At 62.5% G+C, this 22709-nt stretch carries 21 protein-coding genes; 20 read left to right on the top strand and 1 reads right to left on the bottom strand.

Features of this window, described 5'->3' with window-relative positions; genetic code table 11:
- The 8 genes from I6H87_RS11255 (at position 1) to I6H87_RS11290 (ending at position 6919) form a co-directional block, all read left to right on the top strand.
- Entirely contained in the window at positions 1–1191 is a 1191-nt protein-coding gene (locus I6H87_RS11255; RefSeq protein ID WP_010813830.1) for a heme biosynthesis protein HemY, read from the top strand.
- A gap of 151 nt (positions 1192–1342) precedes the next feature.
- Positions 1343–2050 carry a pseudouridine synthase gene (locus tag I6H87_RS11260; RefSeq protein WP_010813829.1) on the top strand — a complete coding sequence of 236 codons (708 nt, stop codon included), beginning with the start codon at positions 1343–1345 and terminating at the stop codon, positions 2048–2050.
- Between the two features lie 102 nt (positions 2051–2152).
- A complete protein-coding gene (locus I6H87_RS11265) occupies positions 2153–2725 on the top strand; it encodes a YqgE/AlgH family protein (RefSeq protein WP_010813828.1) in 573 nt (190 codons plus the stop codon).
- Positions 2718–3143, top strand: a complete 426-nt coding sequence (gene ruvX, locus I6H87_RS11270) for a Holliday junction resolvase RuvX (protein ID WP_010813827.1) — start codon at positions 2718–2720, stop codon at positions 3141–3143. Before I6H87_RS11265 ends, ruvX begins: the two co-directional genes overlap by 8 nt.
- Entirely contained in the window at positions 3140–3676 is a 537-nt protein-coding gene (gene pyrR / locus I6H87_RS11275) for a bifunctional pyr operon transcriptional regulator/uracil phosphoribosyltransferase PyrR (protein ID WP_010813826.1), read from the top strand. Before ruvX ends, pyrR begins: the two co-directional genes overlap by 4 nt.
- 92 nt (positions 3677–3768) lie before the next feature.
- Complete coding sequence (locus I6H87_RS11280) at positions 3769–4743, top strand: aspartate carbamoyltransferase catalytic subunit (protein WP_010813825.1); 975 nt, start codon at positions 3769–3771, stop codon at positions 4741–4743.
- Between the two features lie 62 nt (positions 4744–4805).
- Positions 4806–6089 (top strand): dihydroorotase, encoded by a 1284-nt coding sequence (locus I6H87_RS11285; protein WP_010813824.1) that lies wholly within the window; start codon positions 4806–4808, stop codon positions 6087–6089.
- Positions 6086–6919: a lysophospholipid acyltransferase family protein gene (locus I6H87_RS11290; protein WP_011615908.1), complete on the top strand. Its 834-nt coding sequence runs from the start codon at positions 6086–6088 to the stop codon at positions 6917–6919. The genes I6H87_RS11285 and I6H87_RS11290 overlap by 4 nt, the downstream gene beginning before the upstream one ends.
- A gap of 35 nt (positions 6920–6954) precedes the next feature.
- On the opposite strand, the gene I6H87_RS11295 is transcribed toward I6H87_RS11290, so the two are convergent.
- Complete coding sequence (locus I6H87_RS11295; protein ID WP_011615907.1) at positions 6955–7803, bottom strand: symmetrical bis(5'-nucleosyl)-tetraphosphatase; 849 nt, start codon at positions 7801–7803, stop codon at positions 6955–6957.
- A 197-nt stretch (positions 7804–8000) separates the two neighbouring features.
- Between I6H87_RS11295 and rfbB the strand changes: the two genes are divergently transcribed.
- The 12 genes from rfbB to I6H87_RS11355 all read left to right on the top strand — a co-directional run bounded on the left by rfbB (position 8001) and on the right by I6H87_RS11355 (position 22704).
- On the top strand, positions 8001–9065 hold the full coding sequence (gene rfbB, locus I6H87_RS11300) for a dTDP-glucose 4,6-dehydratase (protein WP_011615906.1): 1065 nt from the start codon (positions 8001–8003) through the stop codon (positions 9063–9065).
- Positions 9055–9990 (top strand): dTDP-4-dehydrorhamnose reductase, encoded by a 936-nt coding sequence (rfbD, locus tag I6H87_RS11305; RefSeq protein WP_011615905.1) that lies wholly within the window; start codon positions 9055–9057, stop codon positions 9988–9990. Before rfbB ends, rfbD begins: the two co-directional genes overlap by 11 nt.
- Positions 9983–10861: a glucose-1-phosphate thymidylyltransferase RfbA gene (rfbA, locus tag I6H87_RS11310; RefSeq protein ID WP_011615904.1), complete on the top strand. Its 879-nt coding sequence runs from the start codon at positions 9983–9985 to the stop codon at positions 10859–10861. The genes rfbD and rfbA overlap by 8 nt, the downstream gene beginning before the upstream one ends.
- Positions 10858–11409 (top strand): dTDP-4-dehydrorhamnose 3,5-epimerase, encoded by a 552-nt coding sequence (gene rfbC / locus I6H87_RS11315; RefSeq protein WP_011615903.1) that lies wholly within the window; start codon positions 10858–10860, stop codon positions 11407–11409. Before rfbA ends, rfbC begins: the two co-directional genes overlap by 4 nt.
- A gap of 389 nt (positions 11410–11798) precedes the next feature.
- Positions 11799–13238, top strand: a complete 1440-nt coding sequence (locus I6H87_RS11320; RefSeq protein ID WP_011615902.1) for a mannose-1-phosphate guanylyltransferase/mannose-6-phosphate isomerase — start codon at positions 11799–11801, stop codon at positions 13236–13238.
- Positions 13238–14035, top strand: a complete 798-nt coding sequence (locus I6H87_RS11325) for an ABC transporter permease (protein ID WP_011615901.1) — start codon at positions 13238–13240, stop codon at positions 14033–14035. Before I6H87_RS11320 ends, I6H87_RS11325 begins: the two co-directional genes overlap by 1 nt.
- Positions 14035–15306 carry an ABC transporter ATP-binding protein gene (locus I6H87_RS11330; protein WP_011615900.1) on the top strand — a complete coding sequence of 424 codons (1272 nt, stop codon included), beginning with the start codon at positions 14035–14037 and terminating at the stop codon, positions 15304–15306. The genes I6H87_RS11325 and I6H87_RS11330 overlap by 1 nt, the downstream gene beginning before the upstream one ends.
- A 35-nt stretch (positions 15307–15341) precedes the next feature.
- Positions 15342–16589 carry an FkbM family methyltransferase gene (locus I6H87_RS11335; protein WP_051398492.1) on the top strand — a complete coding sequence of 416 codons (1248 nt, stop codon included), beginning with the start codon at positions 15342–15344 and terminating at the stop codon, positions 16587–16589.
- Positions 16589–19669 carry a glycosyltransferase family 4 protein gene (locus I6H87_RS11340; RefSeq protein ID WP_011615898.1) on the top strand — a complete coding sequence of 1027 codons (3081 nt, stop codon included), beginning with the start codon at positions 16589–16591 and terminating at the stop codon, positions 19667–19669. Before I6H87_RS11335 ends, I6H87_RS11340 begins: the two co-directional genes overlap by 1 nt.
- Positions 19666–20706, top strand: a complete 1041-nt coding sequence (gmd, locus tag I6H87_RS11345) for a GDP-mannose 4,6-dehydratase (RefSeq protein ID WP_011615897.1) — start codon at positions 19666–19668, stop codon at positions 20704–20706. The genes I6H87_RS11340 and gmd overlap by 4 nt, the downstream gene beginning before the upstream one ends.
- Positions 20690–21598 carry a GDP-mannose 4,6-dehydratase gene (locus tag I6H87_RS11350; protein WP_051398491.1) on the top strand — a complete coding sequence of 303 codons (909 nt, stop codon included), beginning with the start codon at positions 20690–20692 and terminating at the stop codon, positions 21596–21598. Before gmd ends, I6H87_RS11350 begins: the two co-directional genes overlap by 17 nt.
- Positions 21595–22704 carry a glycosyltransferase family 4 protein gene (locus I6H87_RS11355; protein ID WP_011615895.1) on the top strand — a complete coding sequence of 370 codons (1110 nt, stop codon included), beginning with the start codon at positions 21595–21597 and terminating at the stop codon, positions 22702–22704. Before I6H87_RS11350 ends, I6H87_RS11355 begins: the two co-directional genes overlap by 4 nt.
- Positions 22705–22709: the final 5 nt, after the last annotated feature.

Below are 22709 nucleotides of genomic sequence, written 5' to 3' on the forward strand. Positions count from 1 at the left end.
ATGCGCCTTCTGTTCTGGGTTGCGGTCCTGTTTGGCGGCGCCGTCGGGCTGGCCCTGTTCACGCAGTTCAACCACAGCAATGTGGTGCTGTTCTATCCGCCGTATCGCGTCGAGCTGTCGCTGAACCTGGCGCTGGCCTTGCTGCTGTTGCTGTTCTTCGTGGTGTGGACGGTGATGTCCACCGTCCGCCATCTGGCCGACATGCCGCGCCGCGCCGCCGCCTACCGCGAGCGCAGCCGCATGAGCAAGGCACAGGCGGCGCTGCGCGAGTCGATCGAAAACCTGTTTGCCGGCCGCTTCGCCCGCGCCGAGCGCGCCGCGCGCGAGGCGCAGTCCTGGGATGACCAGGCCCAGACCGCCGCGCTGATCGGCGCCCGCGCCGCGCACCGGATGCAGGAAACCGAGCGGCGCGACGCCTGGATGGCGCAGGTCACCGACCCCGAGCGCGAGCAGGCGCGGCTGGTGTCGATGGCCGAGTTGCTGGTCGATGCCCGCGATGCCGACGGCGCGCTGGAGACCATCGCCCAGCTGCAGTCGCAGGGCGCGCGCCAGATCCACGTGCAGCGCATCGCGTTGCGCGCGCACCAGCACCTGAAGAACTGGACCGAGGTGCTGCGTCTGGCGCGCTCGCTGGAAAAGCGCAACGCGCTGCATCCGGTGCTGGCGCTGCGGCTCAAGCAGATGGCCGTCGAAGCCATGCTGGAGGAACGCCGCCACGACGCCGACGCGCTGACCGAGTTCTGGCGCTCATTGTCCGCCGACGAGCGCCGCGCCACCCGCATCGCCGAACCCGCGGCGCGTTACTTCGCGGCGCTGGGCCGGCAGAACGAAGCCCGCCGCATCATCGAAGACGCGCTCAAGGTCAACTGGGACAGCCGCCTGGTGCTGCGCTATGCCGATTGCGCCGTGCCAGGCCACGCGCTGCCGCAGATCCAGCAGGCCGAGAAATGGCTGGCCGCGCATCCCGCGGATGCCGACCTCTATTACACGCTGGGCGTGCTATGCCTGGGCGAGAAGCTATGGGGCAAGGCCCAGTCCAGCTTCGAGCGCGCGCTGAAATATGCAGAGCCCGACCAGCAGCGCCGCCTGCGCGTGCGCACGCACCTGGCGCTGGCGCGGCTTTTTGAGGAAACCGAGCGCTTCGACGACGCGCAGCGGCACTATCGCGAGAGCGCGATGCTGGCGGCCTGAGGATTTCAGGCTGCGCGTAAACTAACCGATTGTGTGCTCCCTCTCTCCCGCAAGCGGGAGTGGGGCGCACCGACCGCAGGCAAACTGCGGCAGCAATCCGGCCTGCCACCCAGCAGCCGCGTCACCATCCATCCCTACCACCATCCATTCCATGACTCTCGACCGCATCCTCCAATCCCAGGGCTTTGGCACGCGCCGGTACTGCGGCGACCTGATCGCCGCCGGGCTGGTCGAGGTCAACGGCGAACTGTGCGAAGACCCGCGCGCGCAGTTTGAAGTCGACGGCCTGCGGCTCACCGTCGACGGCGAGGAATGGCTGGCCTGCACCAAGGCCTACCTGATGCTGAACAAGCCCACCGGCTACGAATGCTCGCAGCGCCCGCGCCATCATCCCAGCGTCTACAACCTGCTGCCGGTGCCGCTGCGCCAGCGCGAGGTGCAGGCCGTGGGGCGGCTGGACCACGACACCACCGGGCTGCTGCTGCTGACCGATGATGGCCAGTTCATCCACGCCCAGACCTCGCCCAAGCGCAAGGTGCCCAAGATCTATGAAGTGACGACTGCCGAGCCGGTCACGCCGGAGCAGGCCGAAGCGCTGTGCAGTGGCGTGCAACTGCTCGACGAACCGGCGCCGATCGCTGCGGAAGCGTGCGAGATCACCGGCGAACGCAGCCTGCGGCTGACCCTGGTGCAAGGCAAGTACCATCAGGTCAAGCGCATGGTGGCGGCGGCCGGCAACCATGTCAGCGCGCTGCATCGCAGCGCCATTGGCGGCCTGCGGCTCGATCCGGCCCTGGCCGAAGGCGAGTGGCGCTGGCTGACGGCGCAGGAGCTGGCCGCACTGACCCGCAAGGATTGAGCCAAACTGCAACCCCAGACCGTGGCCGGGCGCTCATTGCTGCACTGCAGCGTCCGCCAATCTTTTCCGGAAGACCCCCGGCGATTTGATAAAATGCAAGGCATGGCGAAGCCCGAAGCACCTATCAATCTGACCAATCAGTTCCTGATTGCCATGCCTGGCATGGCTGATCCGACCTTTTCGGGTTCCGTCGTCTATATCTGCGAACACAATGAGCGTGGCGCGCTCGGGCTGGTGATCAACCGGCCCATCGACATCGACATGGCCACGCTGTTCGACAAGATCGACCTCAAGCTTGAAATCCAGCCAGTCGCGCACCAGCCGGTCTACTTCGGCGGCCCCGTGCAGACCGAGCGCGGCTTTGTGCTGCATGACCCGGTGGGCGTCTATGTGTCGTCGCTGGCCGTGCCCGGCGGGCTGGAGATGACCACCTCCAAGGACGTGCTCGAGGCCGTGGCCAACGGCAGCGGCCCGCACCGCTTCCTGCTGACGCTGGGTTACTCCGGCTGGGGCGCCGGCCAGCTGGAGGAAGAGCTCAGCCGCAACGGCTGGCTGACGGTCCAGGCCGACCCCGAGATCATCTTCAGCGTGCCGCCCGACGATCGCTTCGCCGCCGCCATCCGGCTGCTGGGCATCGACTTCACCATGCTGTCCGGCGAGGCCGGGCATGCCTGATGCCGTGGGGCGTGAACTGCCCCGCGACGGCACGGTCCTGGCATTCGACTACGGCGAAAAAAAGATCGGTGTCGCGCTGGGCAACTTCATCACGCGCGAGGCGCGTGCGCTGACCATCCTCCCCAATATCACCGTGGAAGGCCGCTTCGAGGCCGTGGCGGCGCTCATCCAGGAGTGGAACCCGGTGCAGCTGATCGTCGGCATGCCGGTCAACCCCGAAGGCGGCGAGCAGCCCTCGATGAAGCTGGCGCGGCGTTTCGGCAACCAGCTCAATGGCCGCTTCGGCCTGCCGGTGGAGTGGGTGGACGAGCGCTATACCTCGCGCGCCGCGTCGATGGCCGGCGCCCGCCGCGGCGAGCTCGATGCCGAGGCCGCCCGTATCATCCTGCAACAGTATTTCGACCAATTCCCGCTATGACGCAGATTTCCGTTCCCGACGCCGAGTCGCTGTACCGCAAGCTGCTGGACCAGGCCCAGGCGTTGATCCCCGAGGCCGAGCGCGCGCGCTGGTCGGTGGCCGGCATCTACTCAGGCGGCGCATGGATCGCCGCGCGGCTGGCCGCTGACCTGAAGCTGCCCGAGCATGGCGTGATCAACGTTGCCTTCCATCGCGACGACTATGCCAAGAAGGGCCTGCACAGCCAGGCCCAGCCGACCACGCTGCCGTTTTCGGTGGATGACCGCAACATCCTGCTGATCGATGATGTGCTGGCCACCGGCCGCACCATCCGTGCCGCCGTCAACGAGCTGTTCGACTACGGCCGCCCCGCGCGCGTGGCGCTGGGCGTGCTGGTCGACCGCGGCGGGCGCCAGCTGCCGATTGCCGCCGACCTGACTGCCGCCGAGATGGCGCTGCCGCCCGGCACCACGCTGGTGCTGTCGCGCCAGGGCGAGGGCGCCGGCGCACAATTCGCCTTTGCGACCGAACCTACCGATTCCGCCACCGGCTGAACCGGCCCGCATGCCCCAGGCGCGCCCGTGCGCGCCTGACCCCCAGCTCCGAGACCAGACCACCTCCGTTTTTTGCCCGCGCCCGACCAGCCATGACCAAGACGTTCCGCAACCCGCAGCTCACCAAGAACGGCGAACTGAAGCACCTGTTGTCGATCGAGGGGTTGTCGCGTGACATGATCACGCACATCCTCGACACCGCCAGCCAGTTCGTATCGCTGTCCGACTCAGACCGCGATGTCAAGAAGGTGCCGCTGCTGCGCGGCAAGAGCGTGTTCAACCTGTTCTTCGAGAACTCCACCCGCACCCGCACCACCTTCGAGATTGCCGCCAAGCGGCTGTCGGCGGACGTGCTGAACCTGAACATCAATGCCTCGTCGACCAGCAAGGGCGAGTCGCTGCTGGACACCATCAACAACCTGTCGGCGATGTCAGCCGACATGTTCGTGGTGCGACATGCCAGCTCGGGCGCACCTTACCTGATCGCCGAGCACGTCGCGCCGCACGTGCACGTGATCAATGCCGGCGATGGCCGCCACGCGCACCCGACGCAAGGCCTGCTGGATATGTATACGATTCGGCATTTCAAGAAGGACTTCACCAACCTGACGGTGGCTATCGTCGGCGACATCCTGCACTCGCGCGTGGCACGCTCCGACATCCACGCGCTGACCACGCTGGGCGTGCCCGAAGTGCGCGCCATCGGCCCGCGCACGCTGCTGCCGTCGGGGCTGGAGCAGATGGGCGTGCGCGTCTTCCACGACATGGAAGAGGGCCTGAAGGGCGTGGACGTGGTCATCATGCTGCGGCTGCAGAACGAGCGCATGAGCGGCGCGCTGCTGCCGTCGGCGCAGGAATACTTCAAGGCCTACGGCCTCACGCCGGAGCGCCTGGCACTGGCCAATCGCGACGCCATTGTGATGCACCCGGGCCCCATGAACCGCGGCGTCGAGATCGACTCCGCCGTGGCCGACGGGCCGCAGTCCGTGATCCTGAACCAGGTGACCTTCGGCATCGCCGTGCGCATGGCGGTGATGGGCATCGTGGCGGGAAATAGCGACGAATGATGCAGTCGAGCGACACGAGCCAGAACACACTGAACCAGCCAAGCGACACGACAAGCCAAGCTATGAAGATTCACATCAAGGGCGGCCGCCTGATCGATCCGGCCAGCAACACCGACGCCGCGCAGGACCTCTACATCGCCGCCGGCAAGATCGTCGGCGTGGGCAGCGCCCCGGCGGACTTCACCGCCAACAAGACCATCGATGCCAGCGGCCTGATCGTGTGCCCCGGCCTGGTCGACCTCTCCGCGCGCCTGCGTGAGCCCGGCTACGAATACAAGGCCACGCTCGAATCCGAAGTGGCCGCCGCCACCGCCGGCGGCGTGACCAGCCTGGTCTGCCCGCCCGATACCGATCCGGTGCTCGACGAACCGGGCCTGGTCGAAATGCTGAAATTCCGCGCCCGCACCCTGAACCAGACCCACGTGTACCCGCTGGGCGCGCTGACGCTGGGCCTGAAAGGCGAGACCCTGACCGAGATGAGCCAGCTGACAGAGGCCGGCTGCGTCGGCTTCAGCCAGGCCGAGGCCCCGGTGCACAACACCCAGGTGCTGCTGCGCGCGCTGCAATACGCCAAGACCTTCGGCTTCACCGTCTGGCTGCGCCCGGAAGACCCGTTCCTGGGCGGCGGCGTCGCCGCCAGCGGCGCGGTGGCGTCGCGCCTGGGCCTGTCCGGCGTGTCAGTGATCGCCGAAACCGTGCGCCTGCACACCATCTTCGAACTGATGCGCAGCACCGGCGCGCGCGTGCACCTGTGCCGGCTGTCGTCAGCCGCCGGGCTGGAACTGGTGCGCCAGGCCAAGCGCGAAGGCCTGGCCGTGACCTGCGACGTCAACATCCACCATGTCTCGCTGACCGACATGGATATCGGCTACTTCAACTCGCAGATGCGCTTCTCGCCGCCGCTGCGCAGCCCGCGCGACCGCGACGCCATCGTCGCCGCGCTGGCCGACGGCACCATCGACGCCCTGTGCTCCGATCACACCCCGGTCGACGACGACGAGAAGCTGCTGCCGTTCGCCGAGGCATCGCCGGGCGCAACCGGCCTGGAACTGCTGCTGCCGCTGACCCTGCGCTGGGCCGCCGAGCACAAGGTTCCGCTGGCCCTGGCACTGGGCCGCATCACCGCCGAGCCCGCCCGCGTGATCGGCCTGAAGGCCGGCACCCTGGCCGTCGGCAGCGCCGCAGACGTATGCGTGTTCGACCCCAGGCAGGTCTGGAAGGTCGACCGCCGCTCCATCAAGAGCCAGGGCAAGAACTCGCCGTGGCTCGGCTACGAGATGGAAGGCAAGGTCCGCATGACTCTGGTCGGCGGGCAAGTCGTCTACGGAAACCACGCCCACGCATGATCTGGCTGCGCAAGACCGCGCTGGTGCTGCACCTGCTGCGCGGGCTGGTGACCTGCGCCTTGCTGTTCCCGTGGCTGGGCGTGCGCACGCGCGAGTGGCATATCCGCCGCTGGTCGCGGCGGTTGCTGCGGATTTGCGGGGTGGAGGTCGAGGTGGTGGACGCCACCGGCGCAGCGCCGCACGGCGCCGGCCGCCAGGGTGCGATGGTGGTTTCCAACCACATTTCGTGGCTGGACATCTACGTCATCCACAGCTGGCAGCCGGTGCGCTTCGTCGCCAAGTCGGAGATCCGCAGCTGGCCGCTGATCGGCTGGCTGTGCGGGAAGACGGGAACGATCTTCATCGAACGGGCGCGCAAGCGTGACGCCCACCGCGTGCTGCATGACATCACCGACGTGATGCTGCAGGGCGACCTCGTCGGCGTGTTCCCGGAAGGCACGACGACTGACGGCACCGAGGTGCTGCCATTCCACGCCAACCTGATGCAGGCACCGATTTCTGGTGGATTGCCCGTGCAGCCCCTCGGACTGAACTACCTCGATGCCACTACGGGTCAACCAACGCTTGCCGCCGCCTACATCGGCGAGACCACACTGCTGCAGTCACTGGAAGCGGTCTTGCGCGCACCCAGGATCAAGGCCAGGCTGGTAATCGGGCCTGCGCTGGTGCCGGCCTCGGGCGACCGCCGCGAGCTTGCGAACTCCGCCAGGGAGGTGGTCGCCCACCTCAGCCAGGGCGCGCCGGAACACGCTGCCGCCGCGGCCCGGCGGCTGAACCACCCCGTTGAGCCCGGCGGCGTGCCCCAGCCGAGCTCCGCTGCCATCAGCTAGCCGTCCTGTCGTCCCCGCCAACGCGGGATTGCCAGTCAGGCCAGCGGGTCACAATATTGCGGGCAATCAACCTGAACGACGGTCCGTTCGGCAGGATCCTGTGCCAACCGGGCCGCCGTCAGCTTGCCACCCCAGACGCAGCCAGTATCCAGCGCCATCAGATTCGGCCGCATGACCAGGCCCAGCGTCGACCAATGGCCGCATACCACCGTCACATCCCCGGTACGCCGCCCTGGCACGTCGAACCACGGCATGAACCCGTCCGGCGCCTTGCCCAGGCCTTCCTTGGTCTTGAAGTCCATCACGCCATCGACAGTGCAGTAGCGCAGCCGGGTGAGGGCATTGACCACCACGCGGTGGCGATCAATGCCGCGCAGGCCGTCGTGCCAGCGGTCGGCGGCGTTGCCGAAGATGTCGGCGAGGAAGCCTTGCCAGTTGGGGCCTTGGAGTTGGTCTTCGACTTCGCGGGCGAGGTCGATGACTTGGGCAGCGGTCCATTGGGGGAGGACGCCGGCGTGGATTAGGAGGAAGTTGTTTTCTAGCAGGGCGAGGGGGCGGTGGCGGAGCCAAGTGAGTAGATCCTCACAATCGGGGGCGGTGAGGATGTCGTCGAGGGTGTCGGACTTGCCTTTCTTACGGACGCCGGCGGCGACTGCGAGGAGGTGGATGTCGTGGTTTCCCAGGACGGTTTCGGCGCGTGGACCCATGGCATGGACGGTGCGAAGGGTCTGCAAGGAGGAGGGGCCCCGGTTGATCAGGTCGCCGACAAAACGGAGAGGGAGTCCGGAGGGCAGTTTGGCCAGCAGCGCTTCCAGGGAAGGGGCGCAGCCTTGGAGATCGCCCACGGCATATGGTGATGGATGGGATGGTCTTGGTGTTGTCATCTGGGTGAACCATATCCGCATCCGAGCCGGTGCCTGTGATCTGAGGCTACCAAACGGGCGGCAGTGAACGTAGGATGGGTCATGTCAGCAGATAGAATACCGTCACTTTCGGGCAACGAACGACTAACGGTCCGCCTCGGATGGCGAGAGCCGGCGTGAGTTTGACGTCGAAGCATATTGATTGTCGGGAGCAAACTTTGTCGCACATTTTGGTCACCGGCGGCGCGGGGTTCATTGGCGCAAACTTTGTTATCGACTGGCTGCGCCAGGAAGGCGCCGCCGGGATCGTCAATGTCGACAAGCTGACCTATGCCGGTAACCGAAAGAGCCTTGCCGCGCTCGAGGGCGATGTCCGCCATGTCTTTTTGCAGGCCGATATCTGCGACACCGCGGCTGTAACCGCCTTGCTCGAAGCGTATCGGCCACGCGCCGTCTTGCATTTTGCTGCGGAAAGCCACGTCGACCGGTCCATAGTCTCTCCGGGCGACTTTGTGCAGACCAATGTTGTCGGCACGTTTCGGCTGCTTGAAACTGTTCTGGAATACTGGCAGGCACTGGATGCGCCCGCGCGCGCCGCGTTCCGTTTTCTCCATGTCTCGACCGACGAGGTATTCGGTTCGCTCGCACCTGCCGATCCCCCGTTTACAGAAGTCTCGCGCTATCTGCCCAACAGCCCATATTCTGCCTCGAAGGCAGCGTCGGACCACATGGTACGTGCTTACCATCACACCTACGGCCTGCCAGTATTGACCACGAACTGCTCCAACAATTACGGGCCTTTGCAGTTTCCCGAGAAGCTGATACCCCTCATGATTACCAACGCGATGGTTGGCAAGCCGCTGCCCGTGTATGGCGATGGGCTCCACGTCCGGGACTGGCTATATGTAGGCGATCATTGCGCAGCCCTTCGCGAGGTGTTGGCAAGCGGTCAGCCCGGTGCAACCTATAACATCGGCGGCTTGAATGAGAAGACCAATCTGGAAGTCGTGCAGGCGCTGTGCGATCTGCTGGACGAGGTGAGTCCGAAGACTGCCGGTTCGTATCGCAACCAGATCACGTTCGTCAAGGATCGTCCCGGCCACGACCGACGCTACGCGGTCGACGCGGGCAAGCTTGCCCGAGAACTGGGGTGGAAGCCGTCGGAAACCTTTGAGTCAGGGTTGCGCAAGACCGTGCAGTGGTACATGCAAAACGCGGAATGGGTCCAGGACGTGCTGTCGGGCAATTACCGCAACTGGGTAGGCAAGCAATATGTCGCGTAGCCAGGAATTTCCCACGATCCTCTTGACCGGCAGCAACGGGCAGGTCGGGTTTGAGCTGCGCCGCAGCCTGGCGCCGCTGGGGCGCATCGTGGCGCTTGACCGGTCAGCCTGCGACCTTGCGGATCCGGCCCAGATTCGTCGTGCCATACGCCAGTCCCGGCCCGACGCGATCGTCAATGCGGCGGCATATACGGCCGTGGACAAGGCGGAAACCGAAGCCGATCTTGCCTTTGCGATCAATGCTACGGCTGTAGCAGTGATGGCCGAAGAGGCGCGCCGCCTGGGGACATTGCTCGTCCACTATTCCACCGACTATGTGTTTGACGGCCGCAAGGATGGCCTCTATTTGGAGACCGACCCCGTCAATCCTCTGTCCGAGTATGGAAAGAGCAAGGTGGCTGGCGAAGAATCCATCCTTGCTGCAGGTGTCGCTTCGCTGATCCTGCGGACGTCGTGGGTGGCTGGCGCGCACGGTAAAAATTTTGCCACGACGATACTCGGCCTAGCCCGCGAGCGACGCGAACTGCGTGTGGCTGCAGATCAGCATGGTGCACCGACCTCCGCTTCCCTAATCGCCGACGTGACCGCGCAGATCCTTGCGCGCCACTGGCTTTTCAGCAACCGCGATACATTCCCCGCGGGTATCTATCATCTTGCCGCCTCGGGTGAGACCACCTGGCATGCCTATGCCACGGAAGTCTTGCGCCATGCCGCTTCCCATGGCGTCGTGCTGAAAATCAGGCCGGAGGATATCCAGGGCATTCCAGCGGCCGAGTATTATTCCGCGGCAGCACCCCGGCCGGCAAACTCTCGCCTGGACACCACCAAGTTGCGCAAGACCTTCGGCATCCATCTTCCGTCGTGGGAAGAGGGGGTGCGCCACCTGCTGGACCAGATCCTGACCAAGCGAGCTCTCCATGCGTAAAGGGATTATTTTGGCCGGCGGGTCCGGCACGCGCCTCTACCCGATTACGCGGTCGGTATCGAAGCAGTTGCTGCCGGTCTATGACAAACCGATGGTCTACTACCCGCTGTCGACCTTAATGCTCGCTGGCATCCGTGACATCCTGGTCATTTCCACGCCCGAGGACACGCCGCGCTTTGCCGGGATGCTGGGCGACGGTAGCGCCTGGGGTATCAACTTGCAGTATGCAGTCCAACCTACGCCCGATGGTCTGGCGCAGGCCTTTGTCATCGGTAAGGACTTCATCGGCAACCAACCTTCGACGCTGATTCTCGGGGACAACATCTTTTACGGCCACGACCTCGTCGCGCGGCTCAAGGGCGCCGCCGGGCAGAAAGACGGCGCTACGATATTCGCATACCACGTCCAGGATCCCGAGCGTTATGGGGTCGTTGAATTCGACGGCGACTTTCGCGCCAGGTCGCTCGAAGAAAAGCCGCTCAGGCCCCGTTCCAACTATGCGGTGACCGGGCTCTATTTCTACGACAATCAAGTGTGCGGCATTGCCGCTGCCCTGCGTCCCTCGGCCCGGGGCGAACTGGAAATCACCGATGTCAACAACCATTACTTGCAGGCCGGCCAACTGAATGTCGAGATCATGGGCCGCGGCTATGCCTGGCTCGACACCGGCACGCATGAGTCGCTGCTCGAAGCGGCAAGCTTTATCGCCACGCTGCAGAACCGGCAAGGGCTGATGGTGGCCTGCCCGGAAGAAATCGCTTACCGAAGCGGGTGGATCACCGCGGAGAAGGTTGTAGAGCTTGCCGGGACACTGGGCAACAATGGGTATGGCAACTACCTGCGGCAAATCATCATGGATCCGGTCAAATGAAGATCACAATCACGCCCACGGCACTGCCAGAGGTGCTTGTCATCGAGCCACAGGTGTTCAGCGACCAGCGCGGCTTTTTCATGGAAACCTTCAATGCCCAGGCCTTCGAGCAGGCTACTGGCATCCGTCGCACTTTTGTCCAGGACAACCATTCCGGCTCGGTGCGCAATGTGCTGAGGGGGCTCCACTATCAGATACAGCATCCACAGGGCAAGCTGATTCGCGTGATTGCTGGCGAGGTATTCGACGTCGCAGTCGATGTCCGGCTGGGCTCACCCACATACGGCAAGTGGGTAGGCGTAACGGTTTCGGCAGCAGACAAGAAGCAACTTTGGATACCCGAGGGCTTTGCGCACGGGTTCCTGGTCTTGTCGGAACATGCCGAAGTCCTCTATAAGACGACTGACTACTGGTACCCTGAGCACGAGCGGACGCTGTTGTGGAACGATCCCGCGGTCGGTGTGCGTTGGCCGCTCAACGGGGCGCCGCTCCTTACCGCCAAGGATGCGGCGGGGAAGCTTCTGACCGAGGCTGACGTCTCTTGCTGAGCTGTCGGCGACTGAGCGGATTCATCACCTGCAATGCGTGCGTGCATCAGGACCGATCACCGGAACCTGGGAACGCTCCTTGCTCCGACCATCCGTATCGATGGCGATTCTGTAAGTGGGTGTATCGTTAAATGCGGACCGTGTGTGCTTTAATAGGCACTCATCGGTCGCATTTTGCGAATTTTGGCGCTCCGTTCTGCCGCAGCACGGCCCCCAAGCCATACAATGCGCTCCCATTGAGCGCGCTAGCAACATAGTGCGATCTTGGCAAGAGGCATTGGCCTATTTGCCTTCAACGTTACAGATGGCAAGACAAAATTACATGGGTCTTACAGGGCTGCGAGAGCGCTCCGTTACAATTCGCCCCTGAGACTAAAAAGTGGTCAATCATGCAAATCATTCCAGTCATTATCTCCGGTGGTGCAGGCACCCGGCTCTGGCCGGTTTCCCGTGAGGCATTCCCCAAGCCGCTGCTTAAGCTTGCAGATGGTGAAAGTCTGCTGCAGAAGACTTTTAAGCGGGCAACTCTGTTTGAGGATGTGCCGGAGGTGGTGGTGGTCACTAACCGGGAGACCTTCTTCCTGACGCGGGATGAGTGCCAGGAGGTGAATGAGGACCATATTCCACTGGGATTCGTGCTGGAGCCGTTTGGCCGGAATACGGCGGGGGCAGTGGCTTCCGCGGCTTGCTGGGTCAAGAAACATCACGGCGAGGACGCCGTGATGCTGGTTTTGCCGGCGGATCATTTGATTGAGGATCCGGAGCAGTTCCAGGCCGCAGTGAATGCTGCTGCGGCCGCCGCTGCGGAAGGACGTATCGTCACATTCGGCATCCGTCCGACCGCGCCGGAGACCGGCTATGGCTATATCGAATTCGACAACGAGAAGGGGTTGGACGGGGTACACCCCGTGGTTCGCTTCGTCGAGAAGCCGAAACTCGAAGTAGCCGAGGCGCTGGTGGCAGGCGGCTCACATCTGTGGAACTCCGGGATGTTCTGCTTCAGCGTGAAGACCATCCTCAAGGATTTCACCCGTTTCACTCCGGAACTGCTCCACGCATGCGAGAGCAGCTTTGCTGCTGGTGCTGTATTGACCGCCGACGGATGTCGTTCGCTCGAACTCGAGCCCGGTCAGTTCAAGCGCGTCACGGATATCTCTATCGACTACGCGATCATGGAAAAATCGGATCGCGTTTCGGTCGTGCCGAGCAATATGGGGTGGAGCGATATTGGGTCCTGGCATTCCATCAGCGAACTGACGGCGCCGGACTCGCAGGGCAATCGTATCTATGGCGATGCGCTGCTGCATGGCGTCAGCAATTGCTATATCAAGAGCGATGATCGCGTGGTTGGCGCTGTGGGTGTGGATAACCTGATCATTGTCGACACGCCGGATGCGCTGTTGGTGGCCAACCGGGACTGCACCCAGGACGTCAAGCATATCGTCGGGCAACTGAAGAAGAACGGGCACGACAGCTACAAGATCCACAAGACTGCGCATCGCCCCTGGGGAACCTACACGGTGCTCGAGGAGAGCGACCGCTTCAAGATCAAGCGCATCGTCGTCAAGCCGGGTGCCCAGTTGTCGCTGCAGATGCATTACCATCGCAGCGAGCACTGGATCGTGGTGAGCGGCACTGCTGACGTCGTCAACGGCGAGCAGATAATTTCCCTTCAGCCTAATCAATCGACTTACATTCCGGCAGGCCACAAGCACCGGCTGATCAACCCCGGCGTGATGGACCTCGTGCTGATCGAAGTCCAGTGTGGCGAATACCTGGGCGAGGATGACATCGTACGCTTCGCGGATACTTACGGCCGGGCTGGGTAATGGCGATTGGTTTGATTCGATCCGCGTGGAATTATCGCGGTTTTATTGGCGGCAGCGTCAGGAGAGAGTTTCAGTCCCGCTACCGCAATTCGATGCTGGGCGCAGCTTGGATGATCATCAACCCGCTGGCGATGATCATTGTGTACACGGTGATCTTCTCCCAGATGATGCGCGCGCGGCTGCCGGGCGTGGACAGTCACCTCGGCTATAGCATCTATCTCTGTGCCGGCACGCTTACCTGGGCCTTTTTTGCCGAAGTCCTTAGCCGCGCGCAGAATGTCTTTCTGGAGCAGGCGAACCTGATCAAGAAGATCAGCTTTCCGCGCATTTGCCTGCCGATCATCGTTGTGCTGAATGCCGGGTTGAATTTCGCGATTATTTTCTCGCTGTTCGTGGCGTTCCTGCTGGCATCCGGGAGTTTTCCGGGATGGATTTTCCTGGCAATTTTCCCGGTGTTGGCTCTACAGGTGATGTTCTCCATTGGCCTAGGCATCATCCTTGGCGTGCTCAATGTATTCTTTCGCGACGTCGGCCAACTGATGGGCGTGGTGCTGCAGTTCTGGTTCTGGCTGACCCCGATCGTCTATCCGCTGACGGTGCTGCCCGAGGCGGTGCGGCCGTTTGTGGAACTGAACCCGATGACGCCCATCGTCAGCGCCTACCAGTCCGTGCTGGTGCGGGGCGTGGCACCTGACTGGTCGAGCCTGATTCCGATGCTGGTGCTGGCCACAGTGCTGTGCCTGGTTGGGATGGCTCTGTTCCGCAAGCGCTCTGGTGAAATGGTGGATGAACTGTAATGGGCGCCATTGTCGTTAACCAGGTAGGCAAGGCCTACAAGCAATATCCGACACGCTGGTCGCGTCTCGGGGAATGGCTCTTGCCGTTCAGCAAGGCGCGGCACTCGCTGCGCTGGGTGTTGCGAGATATCTCGTTCACCGTTGCGCCGGGAGAGGCAGTAGGCATTATCGGCATCAACGGGGCGGGCAAGAGTACGCTGCTAAAGATGATCACCGGCACCACGGCGCCGACCATTGGCAATATCTCGATCCAGGGTCGGGTGGCGGCCATGCTCGAACTTGGCATGGGCTTTCATCCGGATTTCACCGGGCGGCAGAATGTCGTGATGGCTGGCCAACTGCTCGGCATGAGCGCGGGCGAAGTGACTGCGCTGATGCCTGAGATCGAGGCCTTCGCGGAAATCGGCGACTATATCGACCAGCCGGTAAGAATGTATTCAAGCGGCATGCAGATGCGGCTTGCGTTCAGCCTCGCCACCGCGAAGCGCCCGGACGTGCTCATCGTGGACGAGGCGCTATCGGTCGGGGATGCCTATTTCCAGCACAAGAGCTTTGATCGTATCCGTGCATTTCGCGAGCAGGGAACGACGCTGCTGATCGTTTCGCATGACAAGGCGGCGATTCAGTCCATTTGCGATCGAGCGATATTGCTCGATGCTGGCCACGTGGCAAAGGAAGGCGCACCTGAAGCGGTGATGGACTTCTATAACGCGATGCTGGCAGCTCGGGAAAACCAGACCGTCGCGCAGAATGTCCTCGACGACGGCAAGGTACAAACGGTCTCCGGCACCGGAGAAGCGACCGTTGCCGACATCGCTTTGCTGGATGCGGACGGGCGCCGCGTGGAGGTGATTGACGTCGGTACGCCCGTGACCCTGGAGGTGCGCGTTGCGGTAAGGGCGCCGATTGAACGTCTGGTGCTTGGCTACATGATCAAGGACCGCCTCGGTCAACCTATCTACGGCACCAATACCGATTTGAAGAGTTGTCCCCTGCGCGATGTTCAGGAGGGCGATCGGATAATGTATCAGTTTTCCTTTCCAGCAAATCTGGGGCCCGGAAGTTATTCAATTGCCACTGCGCTCTGCAGCAGCGAGACCCATCTCGACAACAATTATGAATGGCGTGATCTGGCGCTCGTGTTCAACGTGGTGAACCTAGGCCGGCCGCATTTCGTGGGTTGCGCGTGGCTCGATCCCAAGATCTCAATCGTCCGGGATGCGCCCCTCGCGTCCGCGCAGGTAACGGAACCCATGCTGAACAGAGGCTGAGCGCGCGCTCATCTCCTATCTCCGAATCTAGTTTGATGACCATCACTTCGTACGCTCAGAATTTTGAGGATGTCATACTCTGGCGCGCCTTCAGGGATGTGCCCACGGGTTTCTATGTGGATGTCGGTGCGAACGATCCTGACGATGACTCCGTAACGAGGCTCTTCTACGAGCGCGGATGGTCGGGTATCAATATCGAGCCCGAACGGGGATTCTGGCGGCGTCTTTGTGAGGCGCGGCCGCGGGACACGAACCTGGCCGTCGCTGTCGGGGAATCGCAGGGGTCGCTGCAATTCCACTCAGTGCCAGTACGCGGCCTGTCCACGCTGGATGAAGCGATTGCCGCCGCTTACCGGGCCAGTGGCATGAAGGTGATATCGCAGGAGGTCGAGGTGGAAACCCTCTCGGCGCTCCTGGAGCGATACGCGAGCAATCGTACGATCCATTTTCTCAAGATCGATGTCGAGGGTGCGGAAGCAAGCGTACTCAAGGGGCTCGATCTGCGTGCGTGGCGACCGTGGGTGCTAGTGGTGGAGGCGACACGGCCGAACAGCACTGAGGAAAACTATGCCCTGTGGGAACCTTCCTTGCTGGCCAATGGGTATCGCTTTGCCTATTTCGACGGCCTGAACCGCTTTTACGTTGCCGAGGAGCATGAAAGCTTGCGGCAGAAACTCGCCACACCGCCGAATGTCCTCGACGACTTTGTCATCGATCGCATGGTCACGGCAGGTCGCCATATCGAGCGAGCTCATCTCAGGCCGGCCATGGATCGCCTGATCGACCAGGCCGCGCGTCAAGAGCAGCGCCTCGGCGAATCCGAGCTCAGCCTAGCGCGGCTGGAAGGCGAGCTTGCGCAGAAGACGGAACTGTTCTCGACGGAGCTGGAGCGCGGGGCAATGGAGCGAAGAGCGCTTCTTGCACGCCTGGAGGCGATCCACGCCAGCACTTCCTGGCGTATCACTGCGCCGATGCGCATGGCAATGCGTGCACTGCGCGCACTTGCGCGACCGAAGTCCAGCATGAAGTCGGGACTGAAGATCGTGATCAGGAAGGCCGTGCCGATCGTGCTTGACCAGGTCTGGCTGCGTCCGATTCTGAGGCGGGTCGCTGCTCGATTCCCGGGGCCCTGGGACTGGCTGATGCGTCGCATCCGCGGGGTGATTGTTGAAACGCCCGCTGCCCCTGTCGCGCCTCGCCTTTCGGAGGAGGCGCTCCTGTTCAAGGCTGCCCTCACCAAACGACTGGCAGGCAAGCGCAATATGGTGGGAGGCAGCTTCTGATGCGTCTGCTGGTCGATCTGTTCCCCTGTCAGACAATTTCGCGGCTACGCGGGATTGGACGGTACACGCTGGCGTTCACGCAAGCCCTGGCACGCGTCAAAGGCGGCCATCAGCTCTACGCCTTGGCGGACGCGCAATATGGCGAAGCCTACGATGCGCTTCGCACTGAGCTTTCGCCTTTGCTTGGTGCCGGACATTTCGCGACATATGCCCACTCCGGTGCGCCATTCGGCGCCTGCACGCCTGAGCAGCGACAGCTTGCCGACGACTTGGTCAGCGGGGCGTATCGCACACTGGCCCCGGACGTCGTGCTTTGCATGAGCCCGTTCGAAGACTGGGCCCAGGATGGCGTCGTGCCGGATCCGAGGACGCGCGTCGGTTCGAGCCTGCGTGCCGCGGTGCTGTATGACCTCATACCCTGGCTGTTTCCCGAGCAGTACCTGAATACGTCTCCGTCCTTCAAGGCCTGGTACACGGAACGGCTGCAAGCCCTGAAGAGCTTCGATCTGCTGCTCGCGATTTCGGAGGCAACACGCAGCGATGCCATCGAGCACCTCGGCCTGGACCCCGCCCGCGTGGCCGTGATCGGCGGCGCGGCGGACGAACGTTTTCGTACTCTGACCGCAGGTGAGAAGCCCAAGGACTTGTCCCGCCTGGGGATCCAAAGGCCGTTTGTGCTCTACACGGGCAACGCCGATTACCGCAAGAACCTGGCCGGCATGTTGCAGGCCTATGCACGCTTGCCTGAATCGTTGCGCAGCGGGCATCAACTTGTCGTAAATCAGGTCGGTGACAAGCACGCATTCTGGCGCGACGCGCAAAGGCTGGGCCTGAAAACCGACGACATCGTCGTCACCGGTCACGTTGATGACACTGAGCTTGTGGCCCTCTATCAACAGTGCGCGGCCTTTGTCTTCCCTTCACTCTATGAAGGGTTTGGCCTGCCGGTCCTGGAAGCCATGGCTTGCGGCGCGCCGGTTATCGCGGCGGACAATTCATCGATCCCGGAAGTGCTGGGCCGGGCAGATATCATGTTCGATGCGAAAGACCCCGACTCCATTAAGGCGACGCTGGAGAGAGTACTGACGGATGCACGCCTGCGGCAGGAACTGAAGGCGTTTGGCCCTGAGCGGGCAGCCACATTTAGCTGGGATGCCACCGGCAGGAAGGCATGGGAGGCATTCGAGGCCACCATGCCGCTGTCGCGGGCGCACGGGAATCAGGTACTTCAGATGGCTGACGCGCGCGCCGCGCGCTCCAACGGAACGGAGGGCAGCTTCCCAAGCTTGGGCCAGATCGCGGGACTCCTGCCTGCAGACGTTCGAATCGAACAGCCGGGCGACGTTGACGCGCCGCAGACGTGCTACCCGGAGGAATCCGCGGTGGCGTTGAGCAATGGCCTGCCCCTGTATTTTTCCTTGCAGGCGAGGCCGCCGGAGCATCTGCTGCAGCAGATGCGTACCAATCCGGGCGTGCTCTTGCTCGGCAGCGCGGGGCTTGAAGAGACGTATCCGGAAATAGGGGTTCGCTCGCTGCTGACTTCTCCAGCGGACACCGAGGGCTCCGCTATTAATGGCGTGCCGCCGCTGCATGATGTGGCAGCGAGCAGCCTCTACATGGTCGTCGAGAATGATGATGCGGCGCGGCGGCTGCTCAACCGGTATTCCTGCACGTGGTGCCCGCCCATCGCGACACTGGAAGCCGGGCACGGCGCGCAGGAGAATCTCGGAAGGGTGATCGACGCCGCGTTCCATATGTCAATGCAACGCCTCGTCGACGAACTGGCAGACACCCTGCAGAAGATGCCGACTCCCGACGGGTTGCTGATTGACCGCCTGTCTGCCTGTGCTGGCCGCAACATGCGTCTGAATCGTCAGCCGCGCCTGCTGATCGACGTTTCGCAATTAGCCAGATCCGATGCACGCAGCGGCATCCAGCGCGTGGTCCGCAATATGGCGCGGGAGCTCTGCTTGGGTGGCGAGACGCCGCCCGTGGAGATCGTCCAGATCAAGGACGGCGGGCTGGTGCGTGCCAGGGACGTGGTCCCATCGATTTTCAATCTGCCGTCCGACGCCTACGGTGATGCGTGCGTCGAGATCCACCCGGGCGATGTGCTGCTCATGATCGATTCGTCGTGGGAGCAGTATGAGCAGTTTCTGCCAGTCTTTGATGAAGTCAGGCAGTTTGGCGGCCGCATTGTCTCGGTCGTCTATGACCTGATTCCGGCTCTGCATCCGGAGTACTGCAGACCCGGTCTGGTTTCTGTTTTCAATAACTGGCTGCGGATGGCGGCCATGCAGAGCGACATGCTGATCTGCATTTCGCAGGCGGTAAAGCAAAGCGTAAGCGAATACATTGAGGCACAGGGCCTGCAGCCACCGAGACCGCTCGTGCTGGAACACTGGAACCTGGGTGCCGACCTGATCGACGATGAGAGCGACGCGGGCATCCGGCCAGCGGTGCTGGCGCTGATGGAAGACCGGAGCTCCCCCACTTATCTGATGGTCGGGACCATCGAACCGCGCAAGGGCCACGGTTTCGTTCTCGATGCCTTCGAACAGATCTGGGCTGCCGGCGGAGACGCCCGCCTGTGCCTAGCGGGCAAGGAAGGCTGGCATGTCGAAGCGCTGATGGACAGGATCCGCAATCACCCTATGAACGGCAAACGGCTGTTCGTGATCGACGATTTCACCGATGCGGAGATCAACCGTTGCTATGCGGGCGCCACGGCGCTGATCGCTGCTTCCACCATCGAAGGCTATGGCCTGCCCATCGTGGAGGCCGCCATGCACCGCGTTCCGGTGCTGGCGAGCGACATTCCGGTTTTCAGAGAGGTCGGAGGTGAAGGCGCGATTTTCTTCAGCTTGGACAATCCGTCGTCGCTGGCGGAGGCGGCCGCTCGCATCGCCGCAATGAGCAGGGACGAGCGACAGGCGTTAGCAGGTAAGATTCGCCCCATCACTTGGCGCGAGAGCGCCCAACAATTGGCTTGCAAGCTCTATCCGGATGGTATCGGTGGCAGCGGAACGCCGGCCAGCCAGCGACACAGTCTTAACTCTTCATCAGGAACAGAAGGATGAATCAGCGCGTAGCAGTAATCACCGGGGTGACCGGTCAGGACGGAGCGTATCTCACCGAACTCTTGCTCGAAAAGGGTTACACGGTCTATGGCACCTATCGCCGTACCAGCTCGGTGAATTTCTGGCGTATGGACGAACTGGGTGTGACCAATCACCCCAATCTCCACCTGGTCGAATTCGATCTGACGGACTTGAGCACCTGCATCCGGTTGCTCCAGACCAGTGGCGCTACCGAAGTCTACAACCTGGCGGCGCAGAGTTTCGTTGGCGTCTCTTTCGAACAGCCCGTGACCACGGCGGAGATCACCGGCATCGGTGCGGTGAACCTGCTTGAGGCCATCCGCATCGTCAATCCGAAGATCCGTTTCTATCAGGCGTCGACTTCGGAAATGTTCGGCAAGGTCCAGGCGATCCCCCAGACCGAGTCGACACCGTTCTACCCGCGCAGTCCGTATGGCGTTGCCAAGCTCTATGCGCACTGGATCACGGTGAACTACCGCGAGTCCTATGGCATTTTTGGCTCGAGCGGGATTCTGTTCAATCACGAATCGCCGCTGCGCGGTCGTGAGTTCGTGACGCGGAAAATCACGGATTCTGTTGCAAAGATCAAACTGGGCAAGCTCGATGTCCTCGAGCTTGGCAACCTTGACGCCAAGCGCGACTGGGGTTTCGCCAAGGAGTATGTGGAAGGGATGTGGCGCATGCTTCAGGCCGATGAGCCGGACACGTTCGTGCTTGCGACCAACCGTACGGAGACCGTTCGTGATTTTGTGACGATGGCGTTCAAGGCCGCCGGCATGTCGCTGGAATGGAAGGGCAAGGCCGAGGACGAAGTCGGCCTCGATACGGCCACTGGCAAGGTGGTGGTGCGTATCAATCCCAAGTTCTATCGTCCGGCCGAAGTCGAGCTGCTCATCGGGAATGCGGCCAGGGCTAAGGAGAAGCTTGGCTGGCAGCCCAACACGACGCTCGAAGAGCTGTGCCAGATGATGGTTGAAGCGGACCTTCGGAGAAATCAGATTGGCTTCTCGTTCTGAGGCAACGCCGCGAGCAGCGCTGATTACCGGGGTGCATGGATTCACCGGCAGGTATCTCAGGGATGCTCTGTGCGCTGGCGGGTTCGACATCGTGGGGACGTGTGCGCGTCCCAGCGAATCCACATCTGGCGAAGTCGTACTCGACATCACGGATCTTGAACAATGCCGTCGGGTGATAGATCAGCACCGTCCCGACTATATCGCTCATCTCGCCGCGATCAGCTTCGTGGCGCACGCCGACACGGAAGCGTTCTACCGGGTCAATGTGCTGGGTACGACCAATCTGTTGCAGGCCTGCGCGGACGTCGGGCATCAGCCGCGCAAGATCCTCATCGCAAGCAGTGCCAACATCTACGGCAATGCTTATGAAGGGATCATCACTGAGCAACAGGCGCCGCAGCCGGTGAACCACTACGCGACCAGTAAGGTAGCGATGGAATTTATGGTGCGGACCTGGTTTGACCGGCTGCCCATCGTCATCACCCGACCGTTCAATTACACCGGCCGGGGACAGGCGGATCATTTCCTCGTGCCAAAGATCGTGTCGCATTTCAAGCGTGGCGCTGCCTTCATCGAACTGGGCAATCTCGATGTCGCACGCGATTTCTCTGACGTGCGGATGGTCGCCGACGCCTATCGCGCATTACTCGAAGGCGAGGCGGCCGGCGAGGTGGTCAATATCTGTAGTGGCAAGCCGTACTCGCTGGGCGAGATCATTGCCGCGATGGGGGGAATTGCGGGACAGTCGATCGAAGTCCGAGTCAATCCAGCCTTCGTGCGTGCTAACGAAGTCAAGCTGCTGATCGGGTCTACCGAGAGGCTGGACGCGCTGGTGCCCGGGCTGCAGCGTCCGTCGTTCGAACAGACGTTGCGCTGGATGTTCGAAGGATGAGTATTCTGAAGGTGGGGCTTAGTTCCGGGCCGCTCTATCGCGGCGGGGACGGAATCAGCGTCTACACAGCAGCGCTCGCACGCGAGCTGGCACAGCTGGACTGTGCGGTTGTCCCATGCGTGTACTCGGAGAATGGCACCGCGGCGCGGGCGCCGGCGCAAGCGATACGGTTTTCGCGCTCGTTCGGACAGCAGGCGATGATGAGTGCTCTCGGCGTGCAATTGCATGTGGCCAGCCGGATCGCTGTCTATCATGCCACCGATTATCGCGTCGCTCGCATGGATTGCCCCGTCGTCGCGACCTTGCACGATGCCGTTCCATTGCGGTTTCCCCAATGGACTTCATCCCGGCTGCGGCGTCTGAAGAACTGGCAGATCCGCCAATCCGGCCGGCTCGCGGATCATGTCATCGCGCATTCGAAGGCGGCGGTGAGCGACCTGACCGAGTACTTCGGCATCGATGAAAGCAGGATTTCGGTGGTCCCGTGCGGGGTTGACCGTCACTGGCTCGCGCCGGTGGACCGCGCGAGCATCGACGCTGCGATGACGCTATACAGGCTCGTCCCCGGCTATTATCTTTTTGTCGGCACCTTGCAGCCGCGCAAGAATGTCGGGCGCATCCTGCACGCCTATCTCGCGCTGCCCGCCAGCGTTCGTCGCGACCGTCAGCTGGTCATCGTCGGGCGTGAAGGCTGGCGTTGCGAGGCCGACGTGGCGGCGATCCGTGCAGCACAAGCAGCCGGCGAGCGCGTGCTGTGGCTGGATACCGTGTCAAGCCAGGAAACCCTGCGCGCCATCTATGCACAAGCTGGTGTATTTGTGTTTCCGTCGCTGTATGAGGGCTTTGGCCTGCCGCTGCTAGAAGCATTCGCGTGTGGAGTTCCAGTGATTGCTTCGAACAGCTCCTGCTTGCCCGAAGTGGCCGGTGGGGCGGCCGTCGAGGTCGATCCGCTATCGGTGGAGGAACTGACCTCTGCCATGATCAGACTGGGAGAGGATGCTGGATTGCGAACGCGGTGTATCGAGCAGGGTCGCAAACGGGCGCTTGAGCTTTCATGGGAGAAGACAGCACGTGCGACCATGGATGTCTATCGACGTCTCGTCTGACAGAT

It is taken from the genome of Cupriavidus necator (assembly GCF_016127575.1).
Lineage (GTDB): Bacteria > Pseudomonadota > Gammaproteobacteria > Burkholderiales > Burkholderiaceae > Cupriavidus > Cupriavidus necator_D.

Coding starts and splice junctions, on each gene's coding strand:
- I6H87_RS11255 (WP_010813830.1), top strand. CDS start 1: ATGCGCCTTCTGTTCTGGGTTGCGGTCCTGTTTGGCGGCGCCGTCGGG.
- I6H87_RS11260 (WP_010813829.1), top strand. CDS start 1,343: ATGACTCTCGACCGCATCCTCCAATCCCAGGGCTTTGGCACGCGCCGG.
- I6H87_RS11265 (WP_010813828.1), top strand. CDS start 2,153: ATGGCGAAGCCCGAAGCACCTATCAATCTGACCAATCAGTTCCTGATT.
- ruvX (WP_010813827.1), top strand. CDS start 2,718: ATGCCTGATGCCGTGGGGCGTGAACTGCCCCGCGACGGCACGGTCCTG.
- pyrR (WP_010813826.1), top strand. CDS start 3,140: ATGACGCAGATTTCCGTTCCCGACGCCGAGTCGCTGTACCGCAAGCTG.
- I6H87_RS11280 (WP_010813825.1), top strand. CDS start 3,769: ATGACCAAGACGTTCCGCAACCCGCAGCTCACCAAGAACGGCGAACTG.
- I6H87_RS11285 (WP_010813824.1), top strand. CDS start 4,806: ATGAAGATTCACATCAAGGGCGGCCGCCTGATCGATCCGGCCAGCAAC.
- I6H87_RS11290 (WP_011615908.1), top strand. CDS start 6,086: ATGATCTGGCTGCGCAAGACCGCGCTGGTGCTGCACCTGCTGCGCGGG.
- I6H87_RS11295 (WP_011615907.1), bottom strand. CDS start 7,803: ATGACAACACCAAGACCATCCCATCCATCACCATATGCCGTGGGCGAT.
- rfbD (WP_011615905.1), top strand. CDS start 9,055: ATGTCGCGTAGCCAGGAATTTCCCACGATCCTCTTGACCGGCAGCAAC.
- rfbA (WP_011615904.1), top strand. CDS start 9,983: ATGCGTAAAGGGATTATTTTGGCCGGCGGGTCCGGCACGCGCCTCTAC.
- rfbC (WP_011615903.1), top strand. CDS start 10,858: ATGAAGATCACAATCACGCCCACGGCACTGCCAGAGGTGCTTGTCATC.
- I6H87_RS11320 (WP_011615902.1), top strand. CDS start 11,799: ATGCAAATCATTCCAGTCATTATCTCCGGTGGTGCAGGCACCCGGCTC.
- I6H87_RS11325 (WP_011615901.1), top strand. CDS start 13,238: ATGGCGATTGGTTTGATTCGATCCGCGTGGAATTATCGCGGTTTTATT.
- I6H87_RS11330 (WP_011615900.1), top strand. CDS start 14,035: ATGGGCGCCATTGTCGTTAACCAGGTAGGCAAGGCCTACAAGCAATAT.
- I6H87_RS11335 (WP_051398492.1), top strand. CDS start 15,342: ATGACCATCACTTCGTACGCTCAGAATTTTGAGGATGTCATACTCTGG.
- I6H87_RS11340 (WP_011615898.1), top strand. CDS start 16,589: ATGCGTCTGCTGGTCGATCTGTTCCCCTGTCAGACAATTTCGCGGCTA.
- gmd (WP_011615897.1), top strand. CDS start 19,666: ATGAATCAGCGCGTAGCAGTAATCACCGGGGTGACCGGTCAGGACGGA.
- I6H87_RS11355 (WP_011615895.1), top strand. CDS start 21,595: ATGAGTATTCTGAAGGTGGGGCTTAGTTCCGGGCCGCTCTATCGCGGC.